The organism is Citrobacter sp. CRE-46 (assembly GCF_059615875.1).
In genome coordinates, this window is sequence record NZ_CM184341.1 from 5,068,065 (window position 1) to 5,091,698 (window position 23,634).

At 52.3% G+C, this 23,634-nt stretch carries 21 protein-coding genes and 2 pseudogenes; 13 read left to right on the top strand and 10 right to left on the bottom strand.

Going from position 1 to position 23,634, the window contains the following annotated elements:
• Nucleotides 1-2 precede the first annotated feature (2 nt).
• From dtd to AC534G_RS24585, 5 genes are all read right to left on the bottom strand, one after another.
• Nucleotides 3-440 carry a D-aminoacyl-tRNA deacylase gene (dtd, locus tag AC534G_RS24565; protein WP_003825289.1) on the bottom strand — a complete coding sequence of 146 codons (438 nt, stop codon included), beginning with the start codon at nucleotides 438-440 and terminating at the stop codon, nucleotides 3-5.
• Entirely contained in the window at nucleotides 437-1,309 is an 873-nt protein-coding gene (locus AC534G_RS24570; RefSeq protein WP_110496334.1) for a virulence factor BrkB family protein, read from the bottom strand. The genes dtd and AC534G_RS24570 overlap by 4 nt, the downstream gene beginning before the upstream one ends.
• Complete coding sequence (yihX, locus tag AC534G_RS24575) at nucleotides 1,303-1,902, bottom strand: glucose-1-phosphatase (protein WP_038635879.1); 600 nt, start codon at nucleotides 1,900-1,902, stop codon at nucleotides 1,303-1,305. The genes AC534G_RS24570 and yihX overlap by 7 nt, the downstream gene beginning before the upstream one ends.
• A gap of 105 nt (nucleotides 1,903-2,007) precedes the next feature.
• On the bottom strand, nucleotides 2,008-2,811 hold the full coding sequence (locus AC534G_RS24580) for a DeoR/GlpR family DNA-binding transcription regulator (protein ID WP_038635877.1): 804 nt from the start codon (nucleotides 2,809-2,811) through the stop codon (nucleotides 2,008-2,010).
• Nucleotides 2,812-2,844: 33 nt separating this feature from the next.
• Nucleotides 2,845-3,741 (bottom strand): sugar kinase, encoded by an 897-nt coding sequence (locus tag AC534G_RS24585; RefSeq protein WP_038635874.1) that lies wholly within the window; start codon nucleotides 3,739-3,741, stop codon nucleotides 2,845-2,847.
• Nucleotides 3,742-3,907: 166 nt separating this feature from the next.
• On the opposite strand from AC534G_RS24585, the gene yihU reads away from it, so the two are divergent.
• The 8 genes and pseudogenes from yihU to ompL all read left to right on the top strand — a co-directional run bounded on the left by yihU (nucleotide 3,908) and on the right by ompL (nucleotide 13,372).
• Nucleotides 3,908-4,804, top strand: coding sequence for a sulfolactaldehyde 3-reductase (yihU, locus tag AC534G_RS24590; RefSeq protein ID WP_110496336.1), 897 nt, complete (start codon nucleotides 3,908-3,910; stop codon nucleotides 4,802-4,804).
• A gap of 10 nt (nucleotides 4,805-4,814) precedes the next feature.
• Nucleotides 4,815-5,690: a sulfofructosephosphate aldolase gene (gene yihT, locus AC534G_RS24595; protein ID WP_110496338.1), complete on the top strand. Its 876-nt coding sequence runs from the start codon at nucleotides 4,815-4,817 to the stop codon at nucleotides 5,688-5,690.
• Nucleotides 5,691-5,704: 14 nt separating this feature from the next.
• Nucleotides 5,705-6,946, top strand: a complete 1,242-nt coding sequence (gene yihS / locus AC534G_RS24600; RefSeq protein WP_016155169.1) for a sulfoquinovose isomerase — start codon at nucleotides 5,705-5,707, stop codon at nucleotides 6,944-6,946.
• Between the two features lie 18 nt (nucleotides 6,947-6,964).
• The gene (locus tag AC534G_RS24605) at nucleotides 6,965-7,807 is read left to right on the top strand and encodes an aldose-1-epimerase (RefSeq protein WP_069324894.1); all 843 of its coding nucleotides are present in this window, start codon (nucleotides 6,965-6,967) and stop codon (nucleotides 7,805-7,807) included.
• Nucleotides 7,808-7,855: 48 nt separating this feature from the next.
• Complete coding sequence (locus AC534G_RS24610; RefSeq protein WP_110496340.1) at nucleotides 7,856-9,892, top strand: alpha-glucosidase; 2,037 nt, start codon at nucleotides 7,856-7,858, stop codon at nucleotides 9,890-9,892.
• Nucleotides 9,893-9,937: 45 nt separating this feature from the next.
• A pseudogene (locus AC534G_RS24615) lies at nucleotides 9,938-11,148 on the top strand (glycoside-pentoside-hexuronide (GPH):cation symporter).
• A gap of 43 nt (nucleotides 11,149-11,191) precedes the next feature.
• The gene (locus AC534G_RS24620) at nucleotides 11,192-12,613 is read left to right on the top strand and encodes an MFS transporter (RefSeq protein ID WP_110496341.1); all 1,422 of its coding nucleotides are present in this window, start codon (nucleotides 11,192-11,194) and stop codon (nucleotides 12,611-12,613) included.
• Nucleotides 12,614-12,679: 66 nt separating this feature from the next.
• Nucleotides 12,680-13,372 (top strand): porin OmpL, encoded by a 693-nt coding sequence (gene ompL, locus AC534G_RS24625; RefSeq protein ID WP_085049701.1) that lies wholly within the window; start codon nucleotides 12,680-12,682, stop codon nucleotides 13,370-13,372.
• 70 nt (nucleotides 13,373-13,442) lie between these two features.
• Here ompL and typA read toward each other — a convergent pair whose 3' ends face one another.
• On the bottom strand, nucleotides 13,443-15,266 hold the full coding sequence (gene typA, locus AC534G_RS24630) for a ribosome-dependent GTPase TypA (protein WP_003028641.1): 1,824 nt from the start codon (nucleotides 15,264-15,266) through the stop codon (nucleotides 13,443-13,445).
• Between the two features lie 380 nt (nucleotides 15,267-15,646).
• Here typA and glnA point away from each other — a divergent pair, with 380 nt between their 5' ends.
• From glnA to AC534G_RS24650, 4 genes are all read left to right on the top strand, one after another.
• Nucleotides 15,647-17,056 carry a glutamate--ammonia ligase gene (gene glnA / locus AC534G_RS24635; protein WP_038635848.1) on the top strand — a complete coding sequence of 470 codons (1,410 nt, stop codon included), beginning with the start codon at nucleotides 15,647-15,649 and terminating at the stop codon, nucleotides 17,054-17,056.
• A 281-nt stretch (nucleotides 17,057-17,337) separates the two neighbouring features.
• Entirely contained in the window at nucleotides 17,338-18,387 is a 1,050-nt protein-coding gene (gene glnL, locus AC534G_RS24640; protein ID WP_038635845.1) for a nitrogen regulation protein NR(II), read from the top strand.
• Between the two features lie 11 nt (nucleotides 18,388-18,398).
• Entirely contained in the window at nucleotides 18,399-19,808 is a 1,410-nt protein-coding gene (gene glnG / locus AC534G_RS24645) for a nitrogen regulation protein NR(I) (protein WP_038642954.1), read from the top strand.
• A 112-nt stretch (nucleotides 19,809-19,920) separates the two neighbouring features.
• Nucleotides 19,921-20,031, top strand: coding sequence for a YshB family small membrane protein (locus tag AC534G_RS24650; protein WP_003028631.1), 111 nt, complete (start codon nucleotides 19,921-19,923; stop codon nucleotides 20,029-20,031).
• Between the two features lie 87 nt (nucleotides 20,032-20,118).
• On the opposite strand, the gene hemN is transcribed toward AC534G_RS24650, so the two are convergent.
• From hemN to AC534G_RS24665, 3 genes and pseudogenes are all read right to left on the bottom strand, one after another.
• Entirely contained in the window at nucleotides 20,119-21,492 is a 1,374-nt protein-coding gene (gene hemN / locus AC534G_RS24655) for an oxygen-independent coproporphyrinogen III oxidase (RefSeq protein WP_038635842.1), read from the bottom strand.
• Between the two features lie 188 nt (nucleotides 21,493-21,680).
• Nucleotides 21,681-22,193, bottom strand: coding sequence for a Der GTPase-activating protein YihI (gene yihI / locus AC534G_RS24660; protein WP_038635839.1), 513 nt, complete (start codon nucleotides 22,191-22,193; stop codon nucleotides 21,681-21,683).
• Between the two features lie 103 nt (nucleotides 22,194-22,296).
• A pseudogene (locus AC534G_RS24665) lies at nucleotides 22,297-22,545 on the bottom strand (hypothetical protein).
• Nucleotides 22,546-22,754: 209 nt separating this feature from the next.
• Between AC534G_RS24665 and yihA the strand changes: the two are divergent.
• Nucleotides 22,755-23,387, top strand: coding sequence for a ribosome biogenesis GTP-binding protein YihA/YsxC (yihA, locus tag AC534G_RS24670; protein ID WP_069324898.1), 633 nt, complete (start codon nucleotides 22,755-22,757; stop codon nucleotides 23,385-23,387).
• A 119-nt stretch (nucleotides 23,388-23,506) separates the two neighbouring features.
• Here yihA and spfP read toward each other — a convergent pair whose 3' ends face one another.
• On the bottom strand, nucleotides 23,507-23,554 hold the full coding sequence (spfP, locus tag AC534G_RS24675; protein ID WP_071892919.1) for a small protein SpfP: 48 nt from the start codon (nucleotides 23,552-23,554) through the stop codon (nucleotides 23,507-23,509).
• Nucleotides 23,555-23,634: the final 80 nt, after the last annotated feature.

The window sequence follows — 23,634 nt, forward strand, 5'->3', positions numbered from 1 at the left end:
GTTCATACTTGTAACCAGAACGTCACGGGGCCATCATTAACCAGCGAAACCTGCATATCCGCAGCGAATCGACCGGTTTGCGTATTCATTTCCTGTTGGCGGCAACGCTCAACAAAGTACTCATACAGCGCTTCTGCCCGATCGGGCGCGGCGCCTTTTGAAAAGCCCGGGCGCATACCGCGCTCAGTATCTGCCGCCAACGTAAATTGCGAGACCACCAGCACGCTGCCGCCTGACTGCTGCACATTCAGGTTCATTTTGCCTTCGGCATCGCTAAAGATTCGATAGCCGAGTACGCGTTCGCACAGGCGGTTCGCTTTTTGTTCGTCATCATCCCTTTCGACACCTAACAGGACCAAAAGTCCTGGGCCAATTTCACCCGTCACCTCGCCCTCCACGGTGACGCTGGCACGGGTTACGCGCTGAATTAATGCAATCATGGTTGCTCTGCTTCTTCTTGTTCTGCGGCTTGTTTAAGTTTGCGGTATTCCCCGAGAGTGACAGTTATTTCCGCGCCTAGCAAGACGATACACCACGTCCAGTACACCCAGACAAATAAAATGGGGATCACCGCAAGAACACCGTAAATGAGCTGATAAGACGGGAACATCGTGATATAGAGCGCAAATCCTTTCTTTCCGGCCTCGAACAATACGGCGGCTACAAAGGCGCCAATAACCGCATCCCTGTTAGGTACGCGCGTGGTCGGCACGATGCTATAAAGCAGCCAGAATGAAAGCCAGGAAAGCACCAGCGGGAAAATACGCAGAATGTTATCAATCACCGTGTTGAGATCGCTGGCCCAGCGCAATGACAACAGATAAGAGCTGATCGCCAGGCTGGCCCCCGCCAGTAGAGGTCCCAGCGTTAAAATCATCCAGTAAACGGCAAAAGAGTAAACTTTGGGCCGAGTGCGCTTACTACGCCAGATAGTATTCAGCGCGTTATCAATGGAATACATCAGTAATAACGCCGTCACAATCAGCCCACATGCCCCGACGGCGGTCATTTTGTTCGAGTTGGCGACAAACTGTTCGATATAACGTTGGATGACGTCTCCCGTCGCCGGGATAAAGTTCGCAAAAATAAAATGACGTAACTGAATACTGACGTCGGAAAACATCGGAAATGCGGCGAAAAGCGCAAAAACGACGGCAATAAGCGGTACTAATGAAAGCAATGAAACGTAGGCAAGATTTCCTGCCAACGTCGTCATGTTGTCCTCATCAATGCGCTGCCATAGCAGCTTCAGCCAGGCTCGTACGGGCCGCGTATGATGCCTGGCTTGTTGCTGAACATTTTTTAGCATAACAACTTCGCGAAATAGTCAGGAATGGTCGCTTTATCGATGACCTGGATACTGGTAATACCTAACCGGTTAGCCCCTTCAATATTATCGGCGTTATCGTCAAAAAAGACCGCATCGTGCGCAGAAAAACCTTCAGCCTGCAGGACATGCTGGTAAATCCGCGCTTCCGGTTTACGCATGCCCAAATCCTGGGAAAGATAAATATGGTCAGCAGCCTGACGGATCTCGGGGTATTCATCCGGCCAAAACGTTGTGTGCAGACGGTTGGTATTCGACAAGACGACTACCCGATGCCCCTGCTCCCGCAGTTTGTGCATGATATCGATAACCTCTGGGCGTAACGCGACAAAAACCGCCTGCCAGCCGTGGGAAAATTGCTCGTAGCTTAGCGGCAGCGCCATCTCGTGGCATAGTGCCTCAGCAAACGCTTCATCGGTTATTTCACCTCGCTCATGCTGGTGAAAAGCCTCGCCCATACTGAAACTTTGCTTTAGCGAAGCTAGCGGTACACGGCTCAGATCGCTCCATGTGCCTAACACGCGATTGAAGTCGATATCGACAATCACATTACCCAAATCAAAGATATAGAGCATGCCCTTCTCCTTATTCGCCGTGGATGAATAACTGTAGCGGGAAAGGAGAAGTTTGACTATGCGCGAATGATGGCTGCGAATTTATCGAGCCATCATTGGAGAGAATTACCCGACCTGAGCATCATCCTGTGACGGACTCACCTGCACAATTTCCACCTGCTGAGACTGGAGTAAATTATGCAATGCGGGACCAGGGTATTCATCGGTAAACAACGCGGTCACCTGAGACACATTGCCAATCTCTACCGCGGCAGAAGCCGTGTATTTCGTATGATCCGCAGCCAGCAGAATATGCCTTGAATGGGCCATCATCGTTTTCACGACGCTGGCCTCGTTGACATCAAACTCCAGCAGCGCACCATCGCTTTCGATCGCCCCCACGCTGGTTACCAGGTAATCAGCGCGAAAATCAGCGACAAATGCCGTGGCGGAAGGACCGATAATGCCACTGTTATGCGGGCGTAACGTTCCACCTGGCACCATAACTTCAAAACGTGGATTGTTATACAGAATGTGCGCCACACGCAGGCTGTTGGTGATAATGCGCAAATGATTATGGTTTAACAGCGCCCGCGCCACCTGCTCAACGGTGGTGCCAATAGTAATAAACACCGTTGACCCATCAGGAATGTAGTCGGCCACCGCTTCGGCGATGGCCTTTTTCTCTTCCGTCCACGAGACTTCACGCTGCTCGAACGCCGTATTCACCACGCTGGAGGCTCTGCCCGCGCCACCATGATGACGCGTAATTAATCCCTGCTCGCTGAGTTTACGAATATCTCGACGCACGGTCTGCGTGGACACATCCAGCAGGCTGGCCAGCTCATCAATATTCATATAACCGCGCTCGCTAATCAGCATCAGTAGCTGATCGTGTCGCGGATTACCGGTCAGTTCGGTAAGACTCATGAAATTTCCTCGAAAAACCATTGCCCTGGCATTTTATACAAAAAGTGACAGAAAAGATCGGGTTTGATCACAGTCAGGGATTCCGGCTCGTCCTCCCGGGCGCGTGCATTTAAGCGCCGCAACACCACTGGCGAACCTGACAGCGTCTTCCGGAGTATTTCCGTTGGCCAGACTGAATGCGATCGCACCGTGAAAAACATCTCCGGCCCCGGTGGTGTCAACAACGTCAACGGTAAAACCAGATTGATGCTGCAAAGTATTATTTTCTATCCAGTCGCAACCGTCACTGCCCCTTGTCACATAGACATGTCCATTTGTGAGCGTTTTTGCTTTTTTCAGTCCTACCAGTGGATCGTTTATCCCGGTCATACGCGCCAGACCTGGTTCAGAGAACGCAGCATGATCGCTTAACGTCACCAGCTCACGGATATCCTGCGGCGTTACATCGCCATCCAATACCGTCATGACTCCCGCCCGGCGTGCCAGTGTGAACGCCTGTTTAGTCCCCTCGTGCCAGCGAACATCCGCCAACACCACATCCCACTGGGAAAAATCGATCTCATTGAGCCAGTCAGCGTCATGCAGTAAATCTGGGCTGGGATAGTTAACGATAATTCGTTCCCCTTGTGCATCAACCAGAATTGCCGATTGGGAGGATTGCGCCCCCACGTAGCGTCGGGTGTAGCGGGTATTCACCCCCAAGGATTCCAGCTCCGCCAGCAGGCTATTTCCGGTGTCATCGTCGCCCACACGGCCAATAAAATCCACCTGCGCCCCCAGTTTCGCTGCAGCCACAGCGGCCGTTGCCGCAGGCCCGCCGCCCACTTCCGTATAACGCTTCGCCACATATTTCCCCCCTTCAGTCGGTAACCCCTCTACGTAATAGATGCGATCCATTACGGCAATCCCTACACAAGCAATACGAATCATGGTCATTCCTTAGGCGTTTCAAGATGGGATCATTTTAATTTCACAAAATGTTTAAAAAGTGACGGCTGTCAATTTTTTGACCATAAATTACAAATACGATCAAAAACAGACAAAAACAAACGACCTTAAATGACAAAAAATGACATCCACGTCTCAGGAGAACGTTATGGCAGTTATAGCATTTATCGGATTAGGTCAGATGGGTTCCCCCATGGCGAGCAACTTGCTGAAGCTGGGCCATCAACTCAGCGTCTTTGACGTTAACCCGGATGCCGTTCAGCGCCTGGTGGAAAAAGGTGCACAGCCTGCCAGCAGCCCGGCTCAGGCAGCAAAAGGGGCGGAATTTGTCATCACTATGCTCCCCAACGGCGATCTGGTGCGCAGCGTACTGTTCGGCGAACAGGGCATCTGCGAAAGCCTCTCCCCGCAGGCGTTGGTGATTGATATGTCCACCATTCACCCGCTGCAAACCGACAAACTGATTACCGATATGCGTGCCAAAGGCTTTGACATGATGGATTGCCCGGTTGGACGCACCTCCGATCACGCCATCGCGGGAACGCTGCTGCTGCTGGCGGGCGGAACGCCAGAACAGGTGGAACGCGCCACACCGGTGCTGATGGCGATGGGGAATGAGCTGATCAACGCAGGGGGGCCCGGCATGGGGATCCGCGTGAAGCTCATCAACAATTACATGAGTATCGCGCTGAACGCCCTCTCAGCCGAAGCAGCCGTGTTGTGCGAAGCGCTCGGTCTCTCCTTCGATGTGGCTCTGAAGGTAATGAGCGGCACCCCTGCCGGAAAAGGCCATTTCACTACCTCCTGGCCGAACAAAGTGCTGAAAGGCGATCTTTCTCCCGCCTTCATGATCGATTTAGCTCACAAAGATCTTGGCATCGCGCTGGATGTCGCAAACCTTCTGCATGTGCCGATGCCGCTCGGCGCCGCCTCCCGCGAAGTCTATAACCAGGCACGCGCCGCTGGCCGTGGCCGGGAAGACTGGACCGCAATTCTTGAACAGATTCGCGCATCCGCCGGGCTAAATAAACACACAGATAAGTAAGGACTGAACAATGACGAAGTACACCCTGAAAGATATCACCCGCGCTTCCGGCGGTTTTGCCATGCTGGCGGTCGATCAGCGCGAAGCCATGCGCTTAATGTTTGCCGCAGCGGGTGCAAAATCCCCGATCAATGACAGCGTGCTGACCGACTTCAAAGTCAATGCGGCGAAGATCCTTTCTCCCTATGCATCCGCCATTCTGGTCGATCAGCAGTTCTGCTACCGCCAGGTCGTAGAGCAAAACGCGGTTGCCAAAAGCTGCGCCATGATTGTTGCCGCTGATGACTTTATTCCGGGTAATGGCATTCCGGTCGATAGCGTGGTGATTGATAAAAAAATTAATCCACAGGCCGTGAAGCAAGATGGCGCCAAGGCTCTCAAACTGCTGGTGCTGTGGCGTAGTGATGAAGATGCCCAGCAGCGTCTGGATATGGTCAAAGAATTCAATGAGCTATGCCATTCCAATGGTCTGCTGAGCATCATTGAGCCGGTTGTTCGTCCACCGCGTCGTGGCGATAAGTTCGATCGCGAACAGGCCATTATCGATGCCGCGAAAGAGCTGGGCGATAGCGGTGCCGATCTCTACAAGGTCGAGATGCCGCTGTACGGCAAAGGGACCCAACAGGAATTGCTCAGCGCCTCTCAGCGTCTGCATGAAAACATCAACATGCCGTGGGTCATCCTCTCCTCTGGTGTGGATGAAAAATTGTTCCCACGCGCGGTCAGTGTGGCGATGATCGCTGGCGCATCCGGCTTCCTGGCCGGGCGTGCTGTCTGGTCATCAGTTATTGGCCTGCCGGACACCGAACTGATGCTGCGCGACGTTTCCGCACCTAAGTTGCAGCGTCTGGGCGATATCGTCGACGAAATGATGGCCCGCCGTTAATCGAGGATCAAAACATGAAATGGTTTAACACCTTAAGCCACAATCGCTGGCTGGAGCAGGAAACTGACCGCATTTTTAACTTTGGTAAAAATGCTGCTGTTCCTACCGGTTTTGGCTGGCTGGGAAATAGTGGTCAGGTCAGAGCGGATATGGGAACACATCTGTGGATCACCGCCCGCATGCTGCACGTTTACTCCGTTGCCGCATCCATGGGTCGCCCCGGCGCATATCAGCTAGTCGATCACGGAATTAAAGCGCTGAATGGCGCGCTACGCGACACACGTTACGGAGGCTGGTACGCCTGCGTAAATGACGAAGGCGTGATGGATGCCTCCAAACAGGGCTATCAGCATTTCTTCGTCTTGCTTGGTGCAGCCAGCGCGGTCACTACCGGGCATCCACAGGCCAGACAATTGCTGGATGACGCTATCGAAGTGATTGAGAAGTACTTCTGGAGCGAAGATGAGCAGATGTGTCTGGAGTCCTGGGACGAAGCCTTCAGCCAGACGGAAGATTACCGCGGCGGCAACGCCAACATGCACGCGGTTGAAGCCTTCCTGATCGTTTATGACGTTACCCATGACCGCAAATGGCTTGATCGCGCGCTACGTATCGCATCGGTAATTATTCACGACGTGGCTCGCAGCGGGGAGTATCGCGTCAACGAACACTTCGATTCACAGTGGAACCCAATCCGCGATTACAACAAAGATAATCCAGCGCATCGTTTCCGCGCCTACGGCGGCACGCCGGGCCACTGGATCGAATGGGGCCGCCTGATGTTGCATCTGCATGCCGCGCTGGAGGCCCGCTTTGAAACGCCTCCCGCCTGGTTGCTGGAAGATGCCAAGGGTCTGTTCCACGCCACTATCCGCGATGCCTGGGCGCCGGACGGCGCAGACGGCTTTGTCTACTCGGTGGACTGGGACGGAAAACCCATCGTGCGTGAAAGAGTGCGTTGGCCGATAGTCGAGGCCATGGGCACCGCTTACGCCCTCTACACCCTCACTGGCGACAGCCAGTACGAAGCCTGGTATCAGAAGTGGTGGGATTACTGCATCACGTATCTGATGGACTACGAGACCGGTTCATGGTGGCAGGAGCTGGATACCGATAACAAGGTAACTACCAAAGTCTGGGACGGTAAGCAGGATATTTACCATCTGCTGCACTGCCTCGTGATCCCACGTTTGCCGCTGGCTCCGGGTCTTGCTCCGGCGGTGGCAGCCGGTCTGCTGGACATCAACGCCAAATAAGTCACGAGGTGAGCAGTCATGCATAGCGGTGGAAAAACCCTTCATCTTCAGGCTGGCCATTACCAGGCGAAAATCGTCACGGTTGGCGCTGGGTTAGCAGAATTGACGCACCGTGGGCGTCACGTCGTTATTCCACATAAGCCGGAAGAGATGCCGCTGGCGCATTTGGGAAAAGTGTTAATTCCCTGGCCAAACCGCGTTGCAGACGGCTGCTATCAACATAACGGCAAGACCTATCAGCTTGCCGTTAACGACCCTGTTTCGCATACCGCCATTCATGGATTACTGGCCTGGCGCGACTGGCAGATTAACCAACTGTCGAACACGGAAGTGTCGCTGACGATTTTTCTACCGCCTTCTTATGGTTATCCCTTCGCGCTGTATTCAGAGGTGATTTACCGGCTGGATGCTCCCCGCGGACTGCACGTCTTAATTCGTACCCAGAATGTGGGCGATGAAACTGCACCGTATGGCGCGGGAGCACATCCCTACCTGACCTGCAATTTGCAACCCATCGATAGCTGCGAATTAACGCTCCCGATGAGTGCAGAAATGTGTGATGAACGCAATTTCACAACGCCGCGCTTAATCGCGCAAACCACTCTCGATCATACATTCAGGAGCTTGCAGCCTGAGGCTGAGTGGGAAGTCAGACTGACCTGCCCAACACAAAAGATATCCACATACCTGCGCAGCCACCAGCCCTGGCTGCAGGTGTATACCGGCGAAAAATTAGCACGCCGCGGCCTGGCGGTAGAACCGATGACCTGCCCGCCCGACGCCTTTAACTCCGGGATTAGCCTGATTCATCTCGCGCCCGGAGAAACGCATCAAATGCATTTTTTAATCGGCAGTGAATAACAGATTTCCGACAAATTACCGAAATACCCTATTTTTACGGAGACGAAAATGAATTCGCTACAACAACGGTCCACCGCATTAGAACTGACGACGTTACAAAATGGATTTACACTGACGTACCACCAGCGCCCGATCTTACGTCACAGCGCAGAGACCCCTTGCCTGTGGATTGGCGCTGGCGTTGCCGACATTGATATGTTCCGCGGTAACTTCAGCATTAAAGACAAGCTCAATGAGAAGATTGCCCTGACCGACGCCACGGTAAGCGAGTCTCCTGAAGGCTGGCGGGTAGATTTCAGCCGCGGTAATACTATCAACGCCACGCTGCACATCTCTACCGATGAACAGGGTCGTTTGAAGCTCGACCTTCATAACGAGGAACGCAGCCATAACCGTATCTGGCTGCGTCTGGCCGCTAACCCAGACGACCATATTTACGGCTGCGGCGAACAGTTCTCTTATTTCGATTTGCGCGGTAAGCCATTCCCACTGTGGACCAGCGAACAGGGCGTGGGCCGCAACAAAAAAAGCTATGTCACCTGGCAGGCCGACTGCAAAGAAAATGCTGGCGGTGACTACTACTGGACCTTCTTCCCACAACCCACCTTTGTCAGTACGCAGAAGTATTATTGCCACGTTGATAACAGCTGCTATATGAATTTCGACTTCAGCGCGCCGGAGTATCACGAACTGGCGTTGTGGGAGGATAAAACCACCCTGCGCTTTGAGTGCGCTGACACGTACATCTCCCTGCTGGAGAAATTAACCGCATTGTTAGGCCGCCAGCCGGAGCTGCCGGACTGGATTTACGACGGCGTCACGCTGGGCATTCAGGGCGGGACTGAGATTTGCCAGAACAAACTGGACACCATGCGTAACGCTGGCGTGAAAGTTAACGGCATCTGGGCACAGGACTGGTCCGGGATCCGCATGACCTCCTTTGGTAAACGCGTGATGTGGAACTGGAAATGGAACAGCGACAACTACCCGCAACTGGACAGTCGTATTAAGCAGTGGAAAGAAGAAGGCGTGCAGTTCCTCTCCTATATCAACCCGTACGTCGCCAGCGACAAAGATCTCTGCGCTGAAGCAGCCAAACACGGTTATCTGGCGAAAGATGCTTCTGGCGATGACTATCTGGTTGAGTTCGGCGAGTTTTATGGCGGCGTAGTCGATCTGACCAACCCCGAAGCTTACGGCAGGTTCAAAGAAGTGATCAAAAAGAACATGATCGCGCTGGGCTGCGGCGGCTGGATGGCCGACTTTGGCGAATACCTGCCAACCGACACTTACCTGCACAACGGCGTCAGCGCCGAAATTATGCATAACGCGTGGCCCGCACTGTGGGCGAAATGTAACTACGAAGCGCTACAGGAGACCGGCAAGCTCGGCGAGATCCTGTTCTTTATGCGTGCGGGCTACACCGGCAGCCAGAAATACTCCACCATGATGTGGGCGGGCGATCAGAACGTTGACTGGAGCCTCGACGATGGTCTGGCCTCGGTCGTTCCTGCCGCGCTGTCGCTGGCGATGACCGGCCACGGTCTGCACCACAGCGATATCGGTGGTTACACCACGTTGTTTGACATGAAACGCAGCAAAGAGCTGTTGCTACGCTGGTGTGATTTCAGCGCCTTCACCCCGATGATGCGCACCCATGAAGGTAACCGCCCGGGCGATAACTGGCAGTTTGATGGCGATGTAGAAACCATTGCCCACTTTGCCCGCATGACCACCGTCTTCACCACCCTGAAGCCGTATCTCAAACAGGCCGTCGCGCAAAACAGCGCCACCGGTCTGCCGGTGATGCGCCCGCTGTTCCTGCATTACGAAGACGATGCGCGTACTTACACCCTGAAGTATCAGTACCTGCTGGGACAAGATTTGCTGGTAGCGCCAGTTCACGAACAGGGACGCAGCGACTGGACGCTGTATCTGCCAGAGGATAGCTGGATCAACGTCTGGACCGGGGAAACTTACCAGGGGGGTGAAATTACCGTGGATGCGCCTATTGGCCAGCCTCCGGTGTTTTATCGCGCGAAGAGTGAATGGGCATCACTGTTTGCCACTTTACGCAACATCTAACACGGCTCGCCCGCGGGGCAACTCGCGGGCACATGGAGAATAATAATGAGTCAGACTTCCTCTAATCCGGCAACCCTACGCTTGCCGTTCAAAGAAAAACTCGCCTATGGGATGGGTGATTTAGGCTCCAATATCCTGCTGGACATTGGTACGCTCTATTTACTCAAGTTTTATACTGATGTCCTTGGTTTACCGGGAACTTATGGCGGTATCATTTTCCTTATCGCCAAGTTTTTTACCGCGTTTACCGATATGGGCACCGGGATTATGCTCGATTCGCGCCGCAAAATCGGCCCGAAAGGAAAATTCCGTCCATTCGTCCTTTATGCCGCATTTCCGGTTACCTTGCTGGCGATTGCCAACTTTGTCGGTACACCGTTTGAAGTCACCGGTAAAACGGTCATGGCAACGGTGCTGTTTATGCTGTACGGGCTGTTCTTCAGCATGATGAACTGCTCTTACGGCGCGATGGTGCCTGCAATCACGAAAAACCCGGACGAACGCGCGTCGCTGGCCGCCTGGCGACAAGGAGGCGCAACTCTCGGGCTGCTGCTGTGCACCGTCGGCTTTGTACCGGTAATGAACCTGATCGAAGGCAATTCACAGCTGGCTTATATTTTCGCAGCCACGTTGTTTTCGCTGTTTGGCCTGTTATTCATGTGGTTGTGCTATGCCGGTGTAAAAGAACGCTACGTGGAAGTGAAACCCGTGGATGCCGCGCAAAAACCGGGATTGCTGCAATCCTTCCGCGCCATCGCCGGTAACCGCCCGCTATTTATTCTGTGCATTGCCAACCTTTGTACGCTGGGCGCATTTAACGTCAAGCGGGCGATCTGCTTAACTACTTCCTTGGCGGTGGCTCAGTCAGCTTTGTCGCCTTCTCTTGTCTGGCGTTCTTCGGCTCAGCCTTCGTTAATAGTCTGAACTGGGCGCTGGTCTCCGATACGGTGGAATATGGCGAATGGCGTACCGGCGTACGCTCTGAAGGCACGGTATACACTGGCTTCACCTTCTTCCGTAAAGTTTCACAGGCGCTGGCAGGCTTCTTCCCTGGCTGGATGCTGACGCAAATCGGCTACGTCCCCAACGTGGTGCAATCTGCGAGCACGGTCGAAGGTTTGCGGCAGCTTATCTTTATTTATCCGTGTGCCCTGGCAGTTATCACCATCGTGGCAATGGGCTGTTTCTACAATCTCAACGAAAAGATGTATGTCCGCATCGTTGAAGAGATAGAAGCACGTAAACAACCCGTTTGATAATAATGAATAGCGCTCTACGGGGCGCTATTGAGGAGCGATTATGTCTTTTCATGATCCGCTAACGCTAAAACTGAGCCTGCGTGAAAAATTCGCCTACGGAGTGGGTGACTTCGGCTCAAATTTGATGCTGTGTATCGGCACGCTGTATCTGCTTAAATTTTATACCGATGAACTAGGGATGCCTGCATATTACGGTGGGATTATCTTTCTGGTGGCGAAGTTCTTCACCGCCTTTACCGATATGCTGACCGGTGTATTGCTGGACTCCAGGCGAAATATTGGCACAAAAGGAAAATTCAGACCCTTTATTTTATATGCGTCATTCCCTGTCGCAATCGTTGCCAGCGCGCAGTTTTTAGCAACAGATTTTACGCTCACGGTGAAAACCGGGCTGGCGACGGTGCTGTTTATGCTGTTTGGTCTGTTCTATAGCCTGATGAACTGCTCCTACGGCGCGATGGTGCCTGCTATCACGAAAAACCCACATGAACGCGCTCAGCTCGCCGCCTGGCGTCAGGGCGGTGCAACCATGGGCCTGCTATTGTGTACCGTTGGCTTTATGCCGATTCAGGCGCTGTTTGTCAGTTCCCCCTCATTGGGTTATCTGATTGCCGCATTGCTCTTTTCAGTCTGCGGGCTGTTCAGCATGTGGTGGTGCTTTAGCGGTGTGAAAGAACGTTATATCGAAATCGTGCCAGATCACCATAAGCCCAGCATTCTCAAATCATTCTGTGCCATTTTCCGTAATCCCCCGCTGCTGGTGCTGTGTGTCGCCAACCTGTGTACACTGGCCGCATTCAACATCAAACTGGCAATCCAGGTGTATTACACCCAGTACGTGCTCAATGATATTCATCTGCTGTCGTGGATGGGTTTTTTCAGCATGGGATGCATTCTGGTCGGCGTACTGTTGGTTCCCGCGACTGTGAAACGCTTCGGTAAAAAGCAGGTTTATCTCGGCGGTTTGGCATTATGGGCTGTCGGTGATGTTCTGAACTTTTTCTGGGGCAGTACGTCATTTTTGTTCGTAACATTCTCCTGTATGGCCTTCTTCGGGACAGCATTCGTCAACAGCCTGAACTGGGCGTTGGTTCCGGATACGGTCGATTATGGCGAATGGAAAACGGGGATCCGCGCGGAAGGTTCGGTGTATACGGGTTATACCTTTTCTCGCAAAATTTCCGCTGCGCTCGCGGGCTTCCTGCCAGGCATCATGCTGACGCAAATCGGTTATATTCCCAACATAACCCAGAGCGATGCCACCCTGCTTGGCCTGCGTCAGCTTATTTTTCTGTGGCCTTGCGGGCTGGCTATTATCGCTGCATTCACGATGGGTTTATTTTATAAACTCAATGAAACGCGTTTTGCTTTTATTATTGAGGAAATCAGCCAACGGAAGAAAAACAACGCTCAAGCGGATCCGGTTACCACTAAAAATAATACCTCTGCTGTAAACGTATAAAAATAATTGCCGCTTATTCCATCTTAATGGATGGCGGCCTCCCTACGCTTAAAAAATGGATTTATTATGAAAAAGTTAACAACAATAATTCTCTTATCCTCTGTTATGTCTACTTCTGTTTTTGCAGGCGCCTATGTCGAGAACCGCGAGGCATATAATCTGGCATCCGATCAGATAGAAGTGATGATGCGCGTTGGCTATAACTCCGATATGGGCGCAGGTATCATGCTCACCAACACCTACACCATGCAACGCAAGGATGAGTTAAAACACGGCTATAACGAAATAGAAGGTTGGTATCCTTTATTTAAACCGACGGATAAATTAACTATCCAGCCCGGCGGGTTGATCAACGATAAGAGTACGGGTTCCGGTGGCGCTGCCTACCTGGATGTTAACTATAAATTTACCCCGTGGTTTAATCTTACCGTGCGTAATCGTTATAACCATAATAACTACAGTTCAACCGACCTAAACGGTGATCAGGATAATAACGATACCTATGAAATAGGTAACTACTGGAATTTTACTATCACCGATAAGTTTTCCTATACCTTTGAGCCGCACTATTTTATACGAGTCAATGACTTCAACAGCAGTAACGGAAAAGATCATCACTGGGAAATTACAAATACCTTTAAGTATCGTATCAATGAACACTGGCTACCCTATCTGGAGTTACGCTGGTTAGATCGCAATGTGGAACCTTATCATCGCGAGCAAAATCAGATTCGTATTGGGGCAAAGTATTTCTTCTGATGCTCCCGAGATAAAAAAAAGCCGCTGATAACCAGCGGCTTTTTTATGCTTACCTGAGAAAGAGCGTTAATTACTCTTCTTTCGCGCCACGCATTGCACGGCGACGATCGTTTTCAGTCAGGTGACGCTTACGGATACGGATAGAGGTTGGAGTCACTTCTACCAGTTCGTCGTCATCGATGAATTCCAGAGCCTGCTCCAGAGTCATCTTAACCGGCGGAACCAGAACCGTTGCTTCGTCAGTACCGGACGCACGCATGTTGGTCAGTTTCTTACCGGTCAGGCAGTTTACGGTCAGGTCGTTAGAGCGGCTGTGAATACCGATGATCTGGCCTTCGTAAACTTCAGCACCGTGACCCAGGAACAGCTTACCGCGGTCCTGCAGGCTGAACAGTGCGAACGCAACTGCTTTACCCTGGCCGTTGGAGATCAGTACGCCGTTCTGACGCTGACCCACATCACCCGCACGAACGTCGTCGTAGTGGCTGAAGGTGGAATACAGCAGACCGGTACCGGAGGTCATGGTCATGAATTCTGAACGGAAGCCGATCAGACCACGGCTTGGGATCACGTAGTCAAGACGTACGCGGCCTTTGCCATCTGGATTCATGTTTTTCAGATCGCCTTTACGCTCACCCAGAGCCTGCATCACAGAACCCTGATGCTGCTCTTCAACGTCCAGCGTTACGTTTTCGAACGGCTCTTGTTTACGGCCATCGATTTCGCGGAAGATAACTTTCGGACGGGAAACCGCCATTTCGAAACCTTCACGACGCATGTTTTCGATCAGAACAGACAGGTGCAGCTCACCACGACCGGAAACACGGAACGCATCCGCATCTTCGGTTTCTTCAACGCGCAGCGCAACGTTGTGCACCAGCTCTTTGTTCAGGCGGTCAAGGATCTGACGAGAGGTAACATATTTACCTTCTTTACCACAGAACGGAGAGGTGTTTACGCAGAAGAACATGGTTACGGTCGGTTCATCAACGGACAGAGCCGGCAGCGCTTCGACATTCTGCGGGTCGCAGATGGTGTCGGAGATGTTCAGTTCGCCCAGACCGGTGATCGCGATGATATCGCCTGCTTCGGCAATATCACTCTCGATACGTTCCAGACCCAGGTGGGTCAGAACTTTACCGACTTTACCGTTGCGGGTTTTGCCTTCGCTATCAATGATAGTGATCTGCTGGTTCGGTTTAACTTTACCGCGTTTGATGCGGCCGATACCGATAACGCCAACGTAGTTGTTGTAGTCCAGCTGAGAGATTTGCATCTGCAGCGGGCCGTCAAGGTCTACGTTCGGAGCCGGTACGCGATCAACGATGGTCTGATACAGCGGAGTCATGTCTTCCGCCATATCTTCGTGATCCAGACCTGCGATACCGTTCAGCGCGGAAGCGTAAACGATCGGGAAGTCCAGCTGTTCGTCGGTAGCGTCGAGGTTAACGAACAGGTCGAATACCTGATCAACAACCCAGTCAGGGCGCGCGCCAGGACGGTCAACTTTGTTGATAACAACAATTGGCTTCAGGCCATGGGCAAAGGCTTTTTTGGTCACGAAGCGCGTCTGCGGCATCGGACCATCCATTGCATCCACCACCAGCAGCACGGAGTCGACCATGGACATTACACGTTCAACTTCACCACCGAAGTCGGCGTGCCCCGGGGTGTCAACGATGTTGATACGGTAGTCATTCCATTTGATAGCGGTGTTTTTAGCGAGGATGGTAATCCCACGCTCTTTCTCCAAATCGTTGGAGTCCATCACGCGCTCTTGGGTTTCAGCACGTGCATCGAACGTACCGGATTGTTGGAGCAGCTTGTCTACCAGGGTCGTTTTACCATGGTCTACGTGCGCGATGATGGCGATGTTACGCAAATTTTCGATCACAACTTTGCCTCAGGCATTTTAGAAATAGCGCGTTATTGTACACGGATTAATCGCAGTACAAAACAGGATCACAAACATCCTCCGCAAACAAGTATTGCAGAGTTTCTTTGTGATCACATTCACGGAGCGTTAAAAGGGGTAATCTGAGGTGTGTTGCACCAATATGGTGCTTAATGTTCACATTAAAGCACTATAATGGTGCAATACATCCTTCATGGTGCAGCCCCTTTGCACGATAGTGCGCATGATAACGCCTTTTAGGGGCAATTTAAAAGTTGGCACAGATTTCGCTTTATCTTTTTTACGGCGACACGGCCAATTTTTTGCAGAATTGAAGACTTCGTTACCACGACGACCATGACCAATCCGGGAGAGTAAGTATGTCCGCTGAACACGTTTTGACGATGCTGAACGAACACGAAGTGAAGTTTGTTGATTTGCGCTTCACTGATACTAAAGGTAAAGAACAGCACGTCACTATTCCTGCTCATCAGGTAAATGCCGAATTCTTTGAAGAAGGCAAAATGTTTGACGGCTCCTCAATCGGTGGCTGGAAAGGCATTAACGAATCAGACATGGTTCTGATGCCAGATGCGTCTACTGCACTCATTGACCCGTTCTATGAAGAGTCCACCCTGATCATCCGTTGTGATATCCTGGAACCCGGTACGCTGCAGGGCTACGACCGCGACCCGCGCTCCATCGCTAAACGCGCTGAAGAGTACCTGCGTTCTACCGGCATCGCAGACACCGTTCTGTTCGGGCCAGAGCCAGAGTTCTTCCTGTTTGACGACATCCGTTTCGGCGCGTCCATTTCCGGTTCCCACGTGGCTATCGATGATATCGAAGGCGCATGGAACTCCTCCACCAAATACGAAGGTGGTAACAAAGGTCACCGTCCGGGCGTGAAAGGCGGTTACTTCCCGGTTCCTCCGGTAGATTCTTCTCAGGACATCCGTTCTACCATGTGTCTGATCATGGAAGAAATGGGCCTGGTCGTTGAAGCGCATCACCACGAAGTAGCGACTGCTGGTCAGAACGAAATCGCGACCCGCTTCAACACCATGACCAAAAAAGCGGACGAAATTCAGATCTACAAATATGTGGTTCACAACGTCGCTCACCGTTTCGGTAAAACCGCGACCTTTATGCCAAAACCAATGTTTGGCGATAACGGTTCCGGCATGCACTGCCACATGTCCCTGTCCAAGAACGGCGTAAACCTGTTCTCCGGTGACAAATATGCGGGTCTGTCTGAGCAGGCGCTGTACTACATCGGCGGCGTTATCAAACACGCTAAAGCGATCAACGCCCTTGCGAACCCGACTACCAACTCCTACAAGCGTCTGGTCCCGGGTTACGAAGCGCCGGTAATGCTGGCTTACTCTGCCCGTAACCGTTCTGCTTCTATCCGTATTCCGGTAGTGGCTTCTCCGAAAGCGCGTCGTATCGAAGTGCGCTTCCCGGACCCGGCTGCTAACCCGTACCTGTGCTTCGCCGCGCTGCTGATGGCGGGTCTTGACGGTATTAAGAACAAGATCCACCCGGGTGAAGCGATGGACAAAAACCTGTACGACCTGCCGCCTGAAGAAGCGAAGGAGATCCCACAGGTTGCAGGTTCTCTGGAAGAAGCACTGAAAGAACTGGATCTGGACCGCGAGTTCCTGACTGCAGGCGGCGTGTTCACCAATGAAGCGATCGATGCGTACATTGCGCTGCGTCGTGAAGAAGATGACCGTGTGCGCATGACGCCGCACCCGGTAGAGTTTGAGCTGTACTACAGCGTTTAATCGTTTGAGTTGCCGTGGAAACTTTAGCCTGTTTCTGACAGGTTTGAGGTTGATGGCAAACATTACGATGCCCGATGGCGCAACCTTATCGGACCTACCGGGCAACCACCTTGTAGGCCGGATAAGGCGAAGCCGCCATCCGGCATCACGGTTTGTCAGCAATCTGTAGCCCATCCCAGGATGGGCTTTTTTCTCCACTCACAACCTGCTTTCTCGCGCTTTTTATCCATAAAAAGCTATAATGCACTAAAATGGTGCAACACTTTTCAGGAGACTGCTGAATGGCAACCGGCACGCTGCCCGATGCTGGGCAGATCCTCAATTCTTTAATCAATAGCATCTTACTCGTCGACGATGAGCTGTCGATACATTACGCCAACCCGGCGGCGCAACAACTGCTCGCCCAAAGCTCCCGCAAACTGTTTGGTACACCGCTGCCCGATCTGTTGAGTTATTTTTCGTTAAACATCGGACTGATGCGTGAGAGCCTGGAAGCTGGTCAGGGCTTTACGGATAACGAAGTGACGCTGGTGATAGACAGCCACTCGCATATCCTCTCTGTCACCGCCCAGAGGCTGCCTGATGGGCTTATCCTGCTGGAGATGGCGCCAATGGATAACCAGCGCCGTCTGAGTCAGGAACAGCTCCAGCATGCCCAGCAAATTGCCGCCCGCGATCTGGTACGCGGTCTGGCGCATGAAATTAAAAACCCGTTGGGCGGTTTACGCGGCGCGGCGCAGCTTCTCAGTAAAGCGCTCCCGGACCCGGCGCTGACCGAATATACCAAAGTTATTATTGAGCAGGCCGACCGCCTGCGTAATCTGGTCGACCGTCTGTTAGGACCGCAACAACCGGGCATGCATATCACGGAAAGTATTCACAAAGTGGCGGAGCGTGTGGTGGCGCTGGTTTCGATGGAAGTGCCAGAAAACGTTACGCTAATTCGTGATTACGATCCGAGCCTGCCTGAGTTATTGCACGACCCGGACCAGATAGAACAGGTCCTGCTGAATATCGTGCGCAATGCCCTGCAAGCGTTAGGGCCGGAAGGCGGCGAGATCGTCCTGCGTACCCGCACTGCGTTTCAGCTCACGCTGCACGGCGTGCGTTACCGTCTGGCGGCGCGGATCGATGTTGAGGATAACGGCCCGGGTATTCCCCCTCATTTGCAGGACACGCTGTTCTACCCAATGGTCAGCGGTCGCGAGGGCGGTACCGGCCTTGGATTATCCATCGCCCGTAATTTAATTGATCAGCATTCCGGCAAAATTGAATTTACCAGTTGGCCGGGTCATACCGAGTTCTCGGTTTACCTGCCTATCAGGAAATAAAGGTGACGTTTATGCAACGAGGAATAGTCTGGGTCGTTGATGACGATAGTTCCATCCGTTGGGTGCTAGAACGTGCGCTCGCAGGAGCTGGTCTGAGCTGTACCGCATTTGAAAGCGGTAAAGAGGTACTGGATGCACTGGCCAGCAAAACACCGGACGTGCTGTTGTCAGACATTCGCATGCCGGGTATGGATGGTCTGACCCTGTTAAAACAGATCAAACAGCGTCATCCGATGCTTCCGGTCATCATAATGACGGCGCATTCCGATCTGGATGCCGCCGTCAGCGCCTACCAGCAAGGGGCGTTTGATTATCTGCCCAAACCTTTTGATATTGACGAAGCTGTGGCGCTGGTCGAACGCGCCATCAGTCATTATCAGGAACAGCAGCAGCCGCGTAATGTACAAATCCACGGTCCAACGACCGACATCATTGGCGAAGCGCCGGCGATGCAGGATGTTTTTCGCATTATTGGCCGGCTTTCGCGTTCTTCAATCAGCGTATTGATTAATGGTGAGTCCGGGACTGGTAAAGAGCTGGTCGCTCATGCCCTACACCGCCACAGCCCACGCGTCAAAGCGCCGTTTATCGCGCTGAACATGGCGGCTATCCCGAAAGATTTGATCGAGTCTGAACTGTTCGGTCATGAGAAAGGGGCGTTTACCGGGGCAAATACCATTCGTCAGGGGCGTTTTGAGCAGGCTGACGGTGGTACGCTGTTCCTCGACGAAATCGGCGATATGCCGCTGGACGTGCAAACGCGTTTATTGCGCGTATTAGCCGATGGACAGTTTTACCGTGTGGGCGGTTATGCGCCGGTGAAAGTGGATGTACGCATCATCGCCGCCACGCATCAGAATCTGGAACTGCGCGTACAGGAAGGCAAATTCCGTGAGGATTTATTCCACCGCCTGAACGTCATACGCGTTCATTTGCCCCCGCTGCGTGAACGTCGGGAAGACATCCCTCGCCTGGCACGTCATTTCCTGCAGGAAGCGGCCCGCGAGCTGGGGGTGGAAGCCAAGCAATTACATCCCGAAACCGAGGCAGCGCTTACGCGTCTGGCCTGGCCGGGCAATGTACGCCAGCTTGAAAACACCTGCCGCTGGTTAACCGTCATGGCTGCCGGACAGGAAGTATTGATTCAGGACTTGCCGACCGAGCTTTTTGAAACCAGCGTGCCAGACGCGCCGTCCACTATGCAGCCGGACAGTTGGGCAACGCTGTTAGCGCAGTGGGCAGACCGGGCATTACGTTCCGGTCATCAAAACTTGCTTTCTGAAGCTCAACCAGAGATGGAACGCACGCTGTTGACCACTGCGCTGCGTCATACCCAGGGGCATAAACAGGAAGCAGCGCGTTTGCTCGGCTGGGGCCGTAATACCTTGACGCGTAAGTTAAAAGAACTCGGAATGGAGTGACGATCGGTCGCTGTGTAAAGATTGATAATTGAGCGCAAATAGCTGCTATTTTGCGCTTTACTGTTCCGATGAGTTAAGTATGATCGTGCCCGGCTAACGGGGAGAAGTCATCATGCTGGAATCAATGATTAATCTGCTGTCGAGCGGTGCGGTCGAAAGCCATACGCCACAAACTGCGGTTGCCGCAGTGCTGTGCGCGGCGCTGGTTGGACTGTTCAGCTAGTGGGTTTGTCGGGTGGCGCTGCGCTTACCCGACCTACGTATTGATATTTCGTAGGCCCGGTAAGCGCAGCGCCACCGGGCAACCCGGCTAAATGACGCGTGAGAACTGCTGCATCCGCGCTTTCTGGCGCAGATAGGCATCAAAGCACATGCAAATATTCCGAATCAGCAGGCGGCCCTTAGGCGTAACCTGAATCCCCTTCTCATTCACATCCACCAGCCCATCCTTCGCCAGCGGCGCCAGCAGTTTCAGGTCTTCGGCAAAATAGTCAGCAAAATTCAGATCCCATTGCTGTTCCACGGCGGCATAGTCGAGGCGGAAGTTGCAGATCAGCAGCTTAATCACATCCCGACGAATACAGTCATCGCGGGTCAGCGCAATTCCACGCCATAACGCGTTCCCCTGCTCGTCTACCTGCTGATAATAGCGCTTCAGCTCTTTTTGGTTCTGCGCGTAGTTGTCGCCAATCATACTGATGGCCGATACGCCCATCCCCAAAAGATCGGTATCCCCTTGGGTGGTATACCCCTGGAAATTACGATGCAGCACACCTTTGCGTTGAGCAATCGCCAGTTCGTCATCCGGGCGAGCAAAGTGATCCATGCCAATGAACTGATAACCGGTTTCGGTCAGTGACGAGATGGTCTCCTGCAGGATATCCAGCTTCTGTTGCGCGCTGGGCAGATCGGCATCTTTGATTTTGCGCTGAGCAGCAAACAGCGTTGGCAAATGCGCGTAGTTAAAAACGCTCAATCGGTCTGGATTCAGCTCAGCCACACGTTTCAGGGTAAAGGCAAAGCTCTCCGGCGTCTGTTTTGGCAGGCCATAAATCAGATCGATGTTCGTCGAGGTAAAGCCAATCTCCCGCGCATGATTCAGCAGCGCAAAGATAAATTCTTCATCCTGCTCACGGTTAACCAGACGCTGAACTTCTTTATTGAAATCCTGTACGCCCATGCTCAGGCGATTAAAACCTTCAGCACGTAAGTGATCGAGTACATCCAGCTCAATTTCACGTGGATCAACTTCGATCGAGATTTCCGCGTCCGCATTAAAGTTGAAGTTGCCACGCAGCAACGACATCAAACGGCTGATTTGCGCTTTATTCAGGTACGTTGGCGTGCCGCCGCCCCAGTGCAGTTGGCTGACATGGCGTCCGGCAAACAGCGGTGCGCGATGAATGATCTCTTGTTCTAACACATCGAGGTATTGATCGGCTTTATGCTGCTGACGCGTCACAACCTTGTTGCAGCCGCAGAAGTAACACAGTTTATGGCAGAACGGGATGTGAACGTACAACGAGAGCGGACGCTCAGGGTAACGCGCCACAGCGTTTAAAAACGCCTCGGCGCCGTAGTCTTCAGAAAACTCCAGCGCGGTTGGGTACGAGGTATATCGTGGCCCGGAATAGTTATATTTCTGGATCAGGGCCAGGTCCCAGTCTATTAGCTGCTCTGACATGCTCACTCCTTCCGATGGCGTCTCTGGCGGGTACGGCGTACCGGCTTAACCCCTGTGCGAGTAATAAGCCGGTTGCGCAGCCACTTCTGTCGCCGCGACAACCGCTGTAGTTTAACGAATAACCACACCAGATAACATATAACCGGAAGGGTTATAAGCAGGACGGGAAGACCCACGGTGTAAAACCGTTAGTTGCCGCCTTTCAGCAGGCGCATCATGTCTTCCTGTTTTTCTTCTTCTTCCTCGTCTTCCTCATCATCGTAAGAGAGACCCAGCTTTTGCATCAGCTCATCAATGCGATCCAGCTTGGCATCAACCCAGGTCTGATCTTCCGCACTCAGGGTTTCTCCTGCTTCAAGACGTTCCAACAGCGCATCCAGGCGCTCATCCGTTTCCAGTAAATCCAACTCAGCCTGTGGTGAAAGCATAGGTTTCTCACTCTTCGGTTTGTGCTGTTTGGTGACTTTTTCGGTCACGCCCAATGGAATGGGGGTTTTACTGCCAATACGAGGATCTTGTTGCTTATTTTGCTTTCCGCCACCAGATGCGCCATCGCTTCCGGACGCACGGCTACCCGCCGCATGACCACGGTGTTTTTTCTGGCGCTTACGGTCGCGAGCTTCCTGGTTAATTTCTTCGCGTGTTTTACGACGCGCTTTTGCAGGACCTTTACCGCGTGGTGTAGAAGTTGGTTTCATCATGATTCGTCTTTGGCTGTTTTTATTCAGTATATATTTGCGCCGGAATCTAGCAGAAATAAAGAAAAAAGGCGACAGAGTAATCTGTCGCCTTTTTTCCTGACTCTCAACCCTTACGGGCTCTACTATCCCTGTTGGCTATCAACACACCCTGTTTTTCCCTTAGCCTGAAACATTCCGTGTTGTTTCCATTTCCTTTTACTAACGTCTCCGGACGTTTGTCTTCCTGACAATCCTGTGTCTTCGCCTCCTGGCGCTCCTGACCCTCATCCTGAGTCGTCTATCCTGTCAGCTTCCTCGCTATGGGCACTACTTTACCGTTTTGGCTTAAACGTACAAGTAACCAAGGTAACAATTTCGGATTTTAAGAATACTGCCTAACCGTAACGCTATGATTCATTTAGGCTATGTCATTTTTTACTCTGTCATCTCGTATAGATACTATCGGCAATGTCTCACAAAGTGAGTGGTTTTTACTTACACTGGCTACGCGTCGAAAAACCAGCCTTTTGCTGGTGTTCAGGTATAATCGCTGCAAAGCCTTGATTGATGGAGAGGACCGCTTTGACTAACTTGAATTATCAACAGACGCATTTTGTGATGAGTGCGCCTGATATTCGCCACTTACCTTCCGATACCGGAATCGAAGTGGCTTTTGCTGGCCGTTCCAACGCAGGCAAATCCAGTGCGCTAAATACCCTGACTAATCAAAAGAGTCTGGCGCGTACATCTAAAACACCGGGCCGTACTCAGCTCATCAACCTGTTTGAAGTCGTTGACGGCAAACGTCTGGTTGACCTGCCGGGGTACGGTTACGCCGAAGTGCCGGAAGAGATGAAGCGCAAATGGCAGCGCGCACTGGCGGAATATCTGGAAAAACGTCAGAGCCTGCAAGGCCTGGTCGTGTTAATGGATATTCGTCACCCGCTTAAAGATCTGGACCAGCAGATGATCCTATGGGCGGTAGAGAGCAACGTTCAGGTTCTGGTGCTGCTGACCAAAGCAGACAAGCTGGCCAGCGGCGCGCGCAAAGCTCAACTGAATATGGTACGTGAAGCCGTGCTGGCATTTAATGGCGATGTGCAGGTAGAAGCCTTTTCATCACTGAAAAAAATGGGCGTAGACAAACTGCGTCAGAAGCTGGATAGCTGGTTTAGTGAACTGGCACCGGTTGAAGAGATTCAGGACGGGGAATAATCTCCCGCTATGCCGGATGGCGTCGCTGCGCGTCTTATCCGGCCTACGGCGTGAGCGAAACTTTTCTTGCGCACAATAAAAAACGCCCCAGTCATTACTGACTGGGGCGGCTAAAATATTCAGCCAAATCCGATTACGTGAAGTAAAAGGTCTGAAAGATAGAACATCTTACCTCTGTACCCTACGAGAATAACTTTACTCTTTTTTGAGCAGCTCAGAAAGCACTTTTTGTAATTTTTTTTCATTC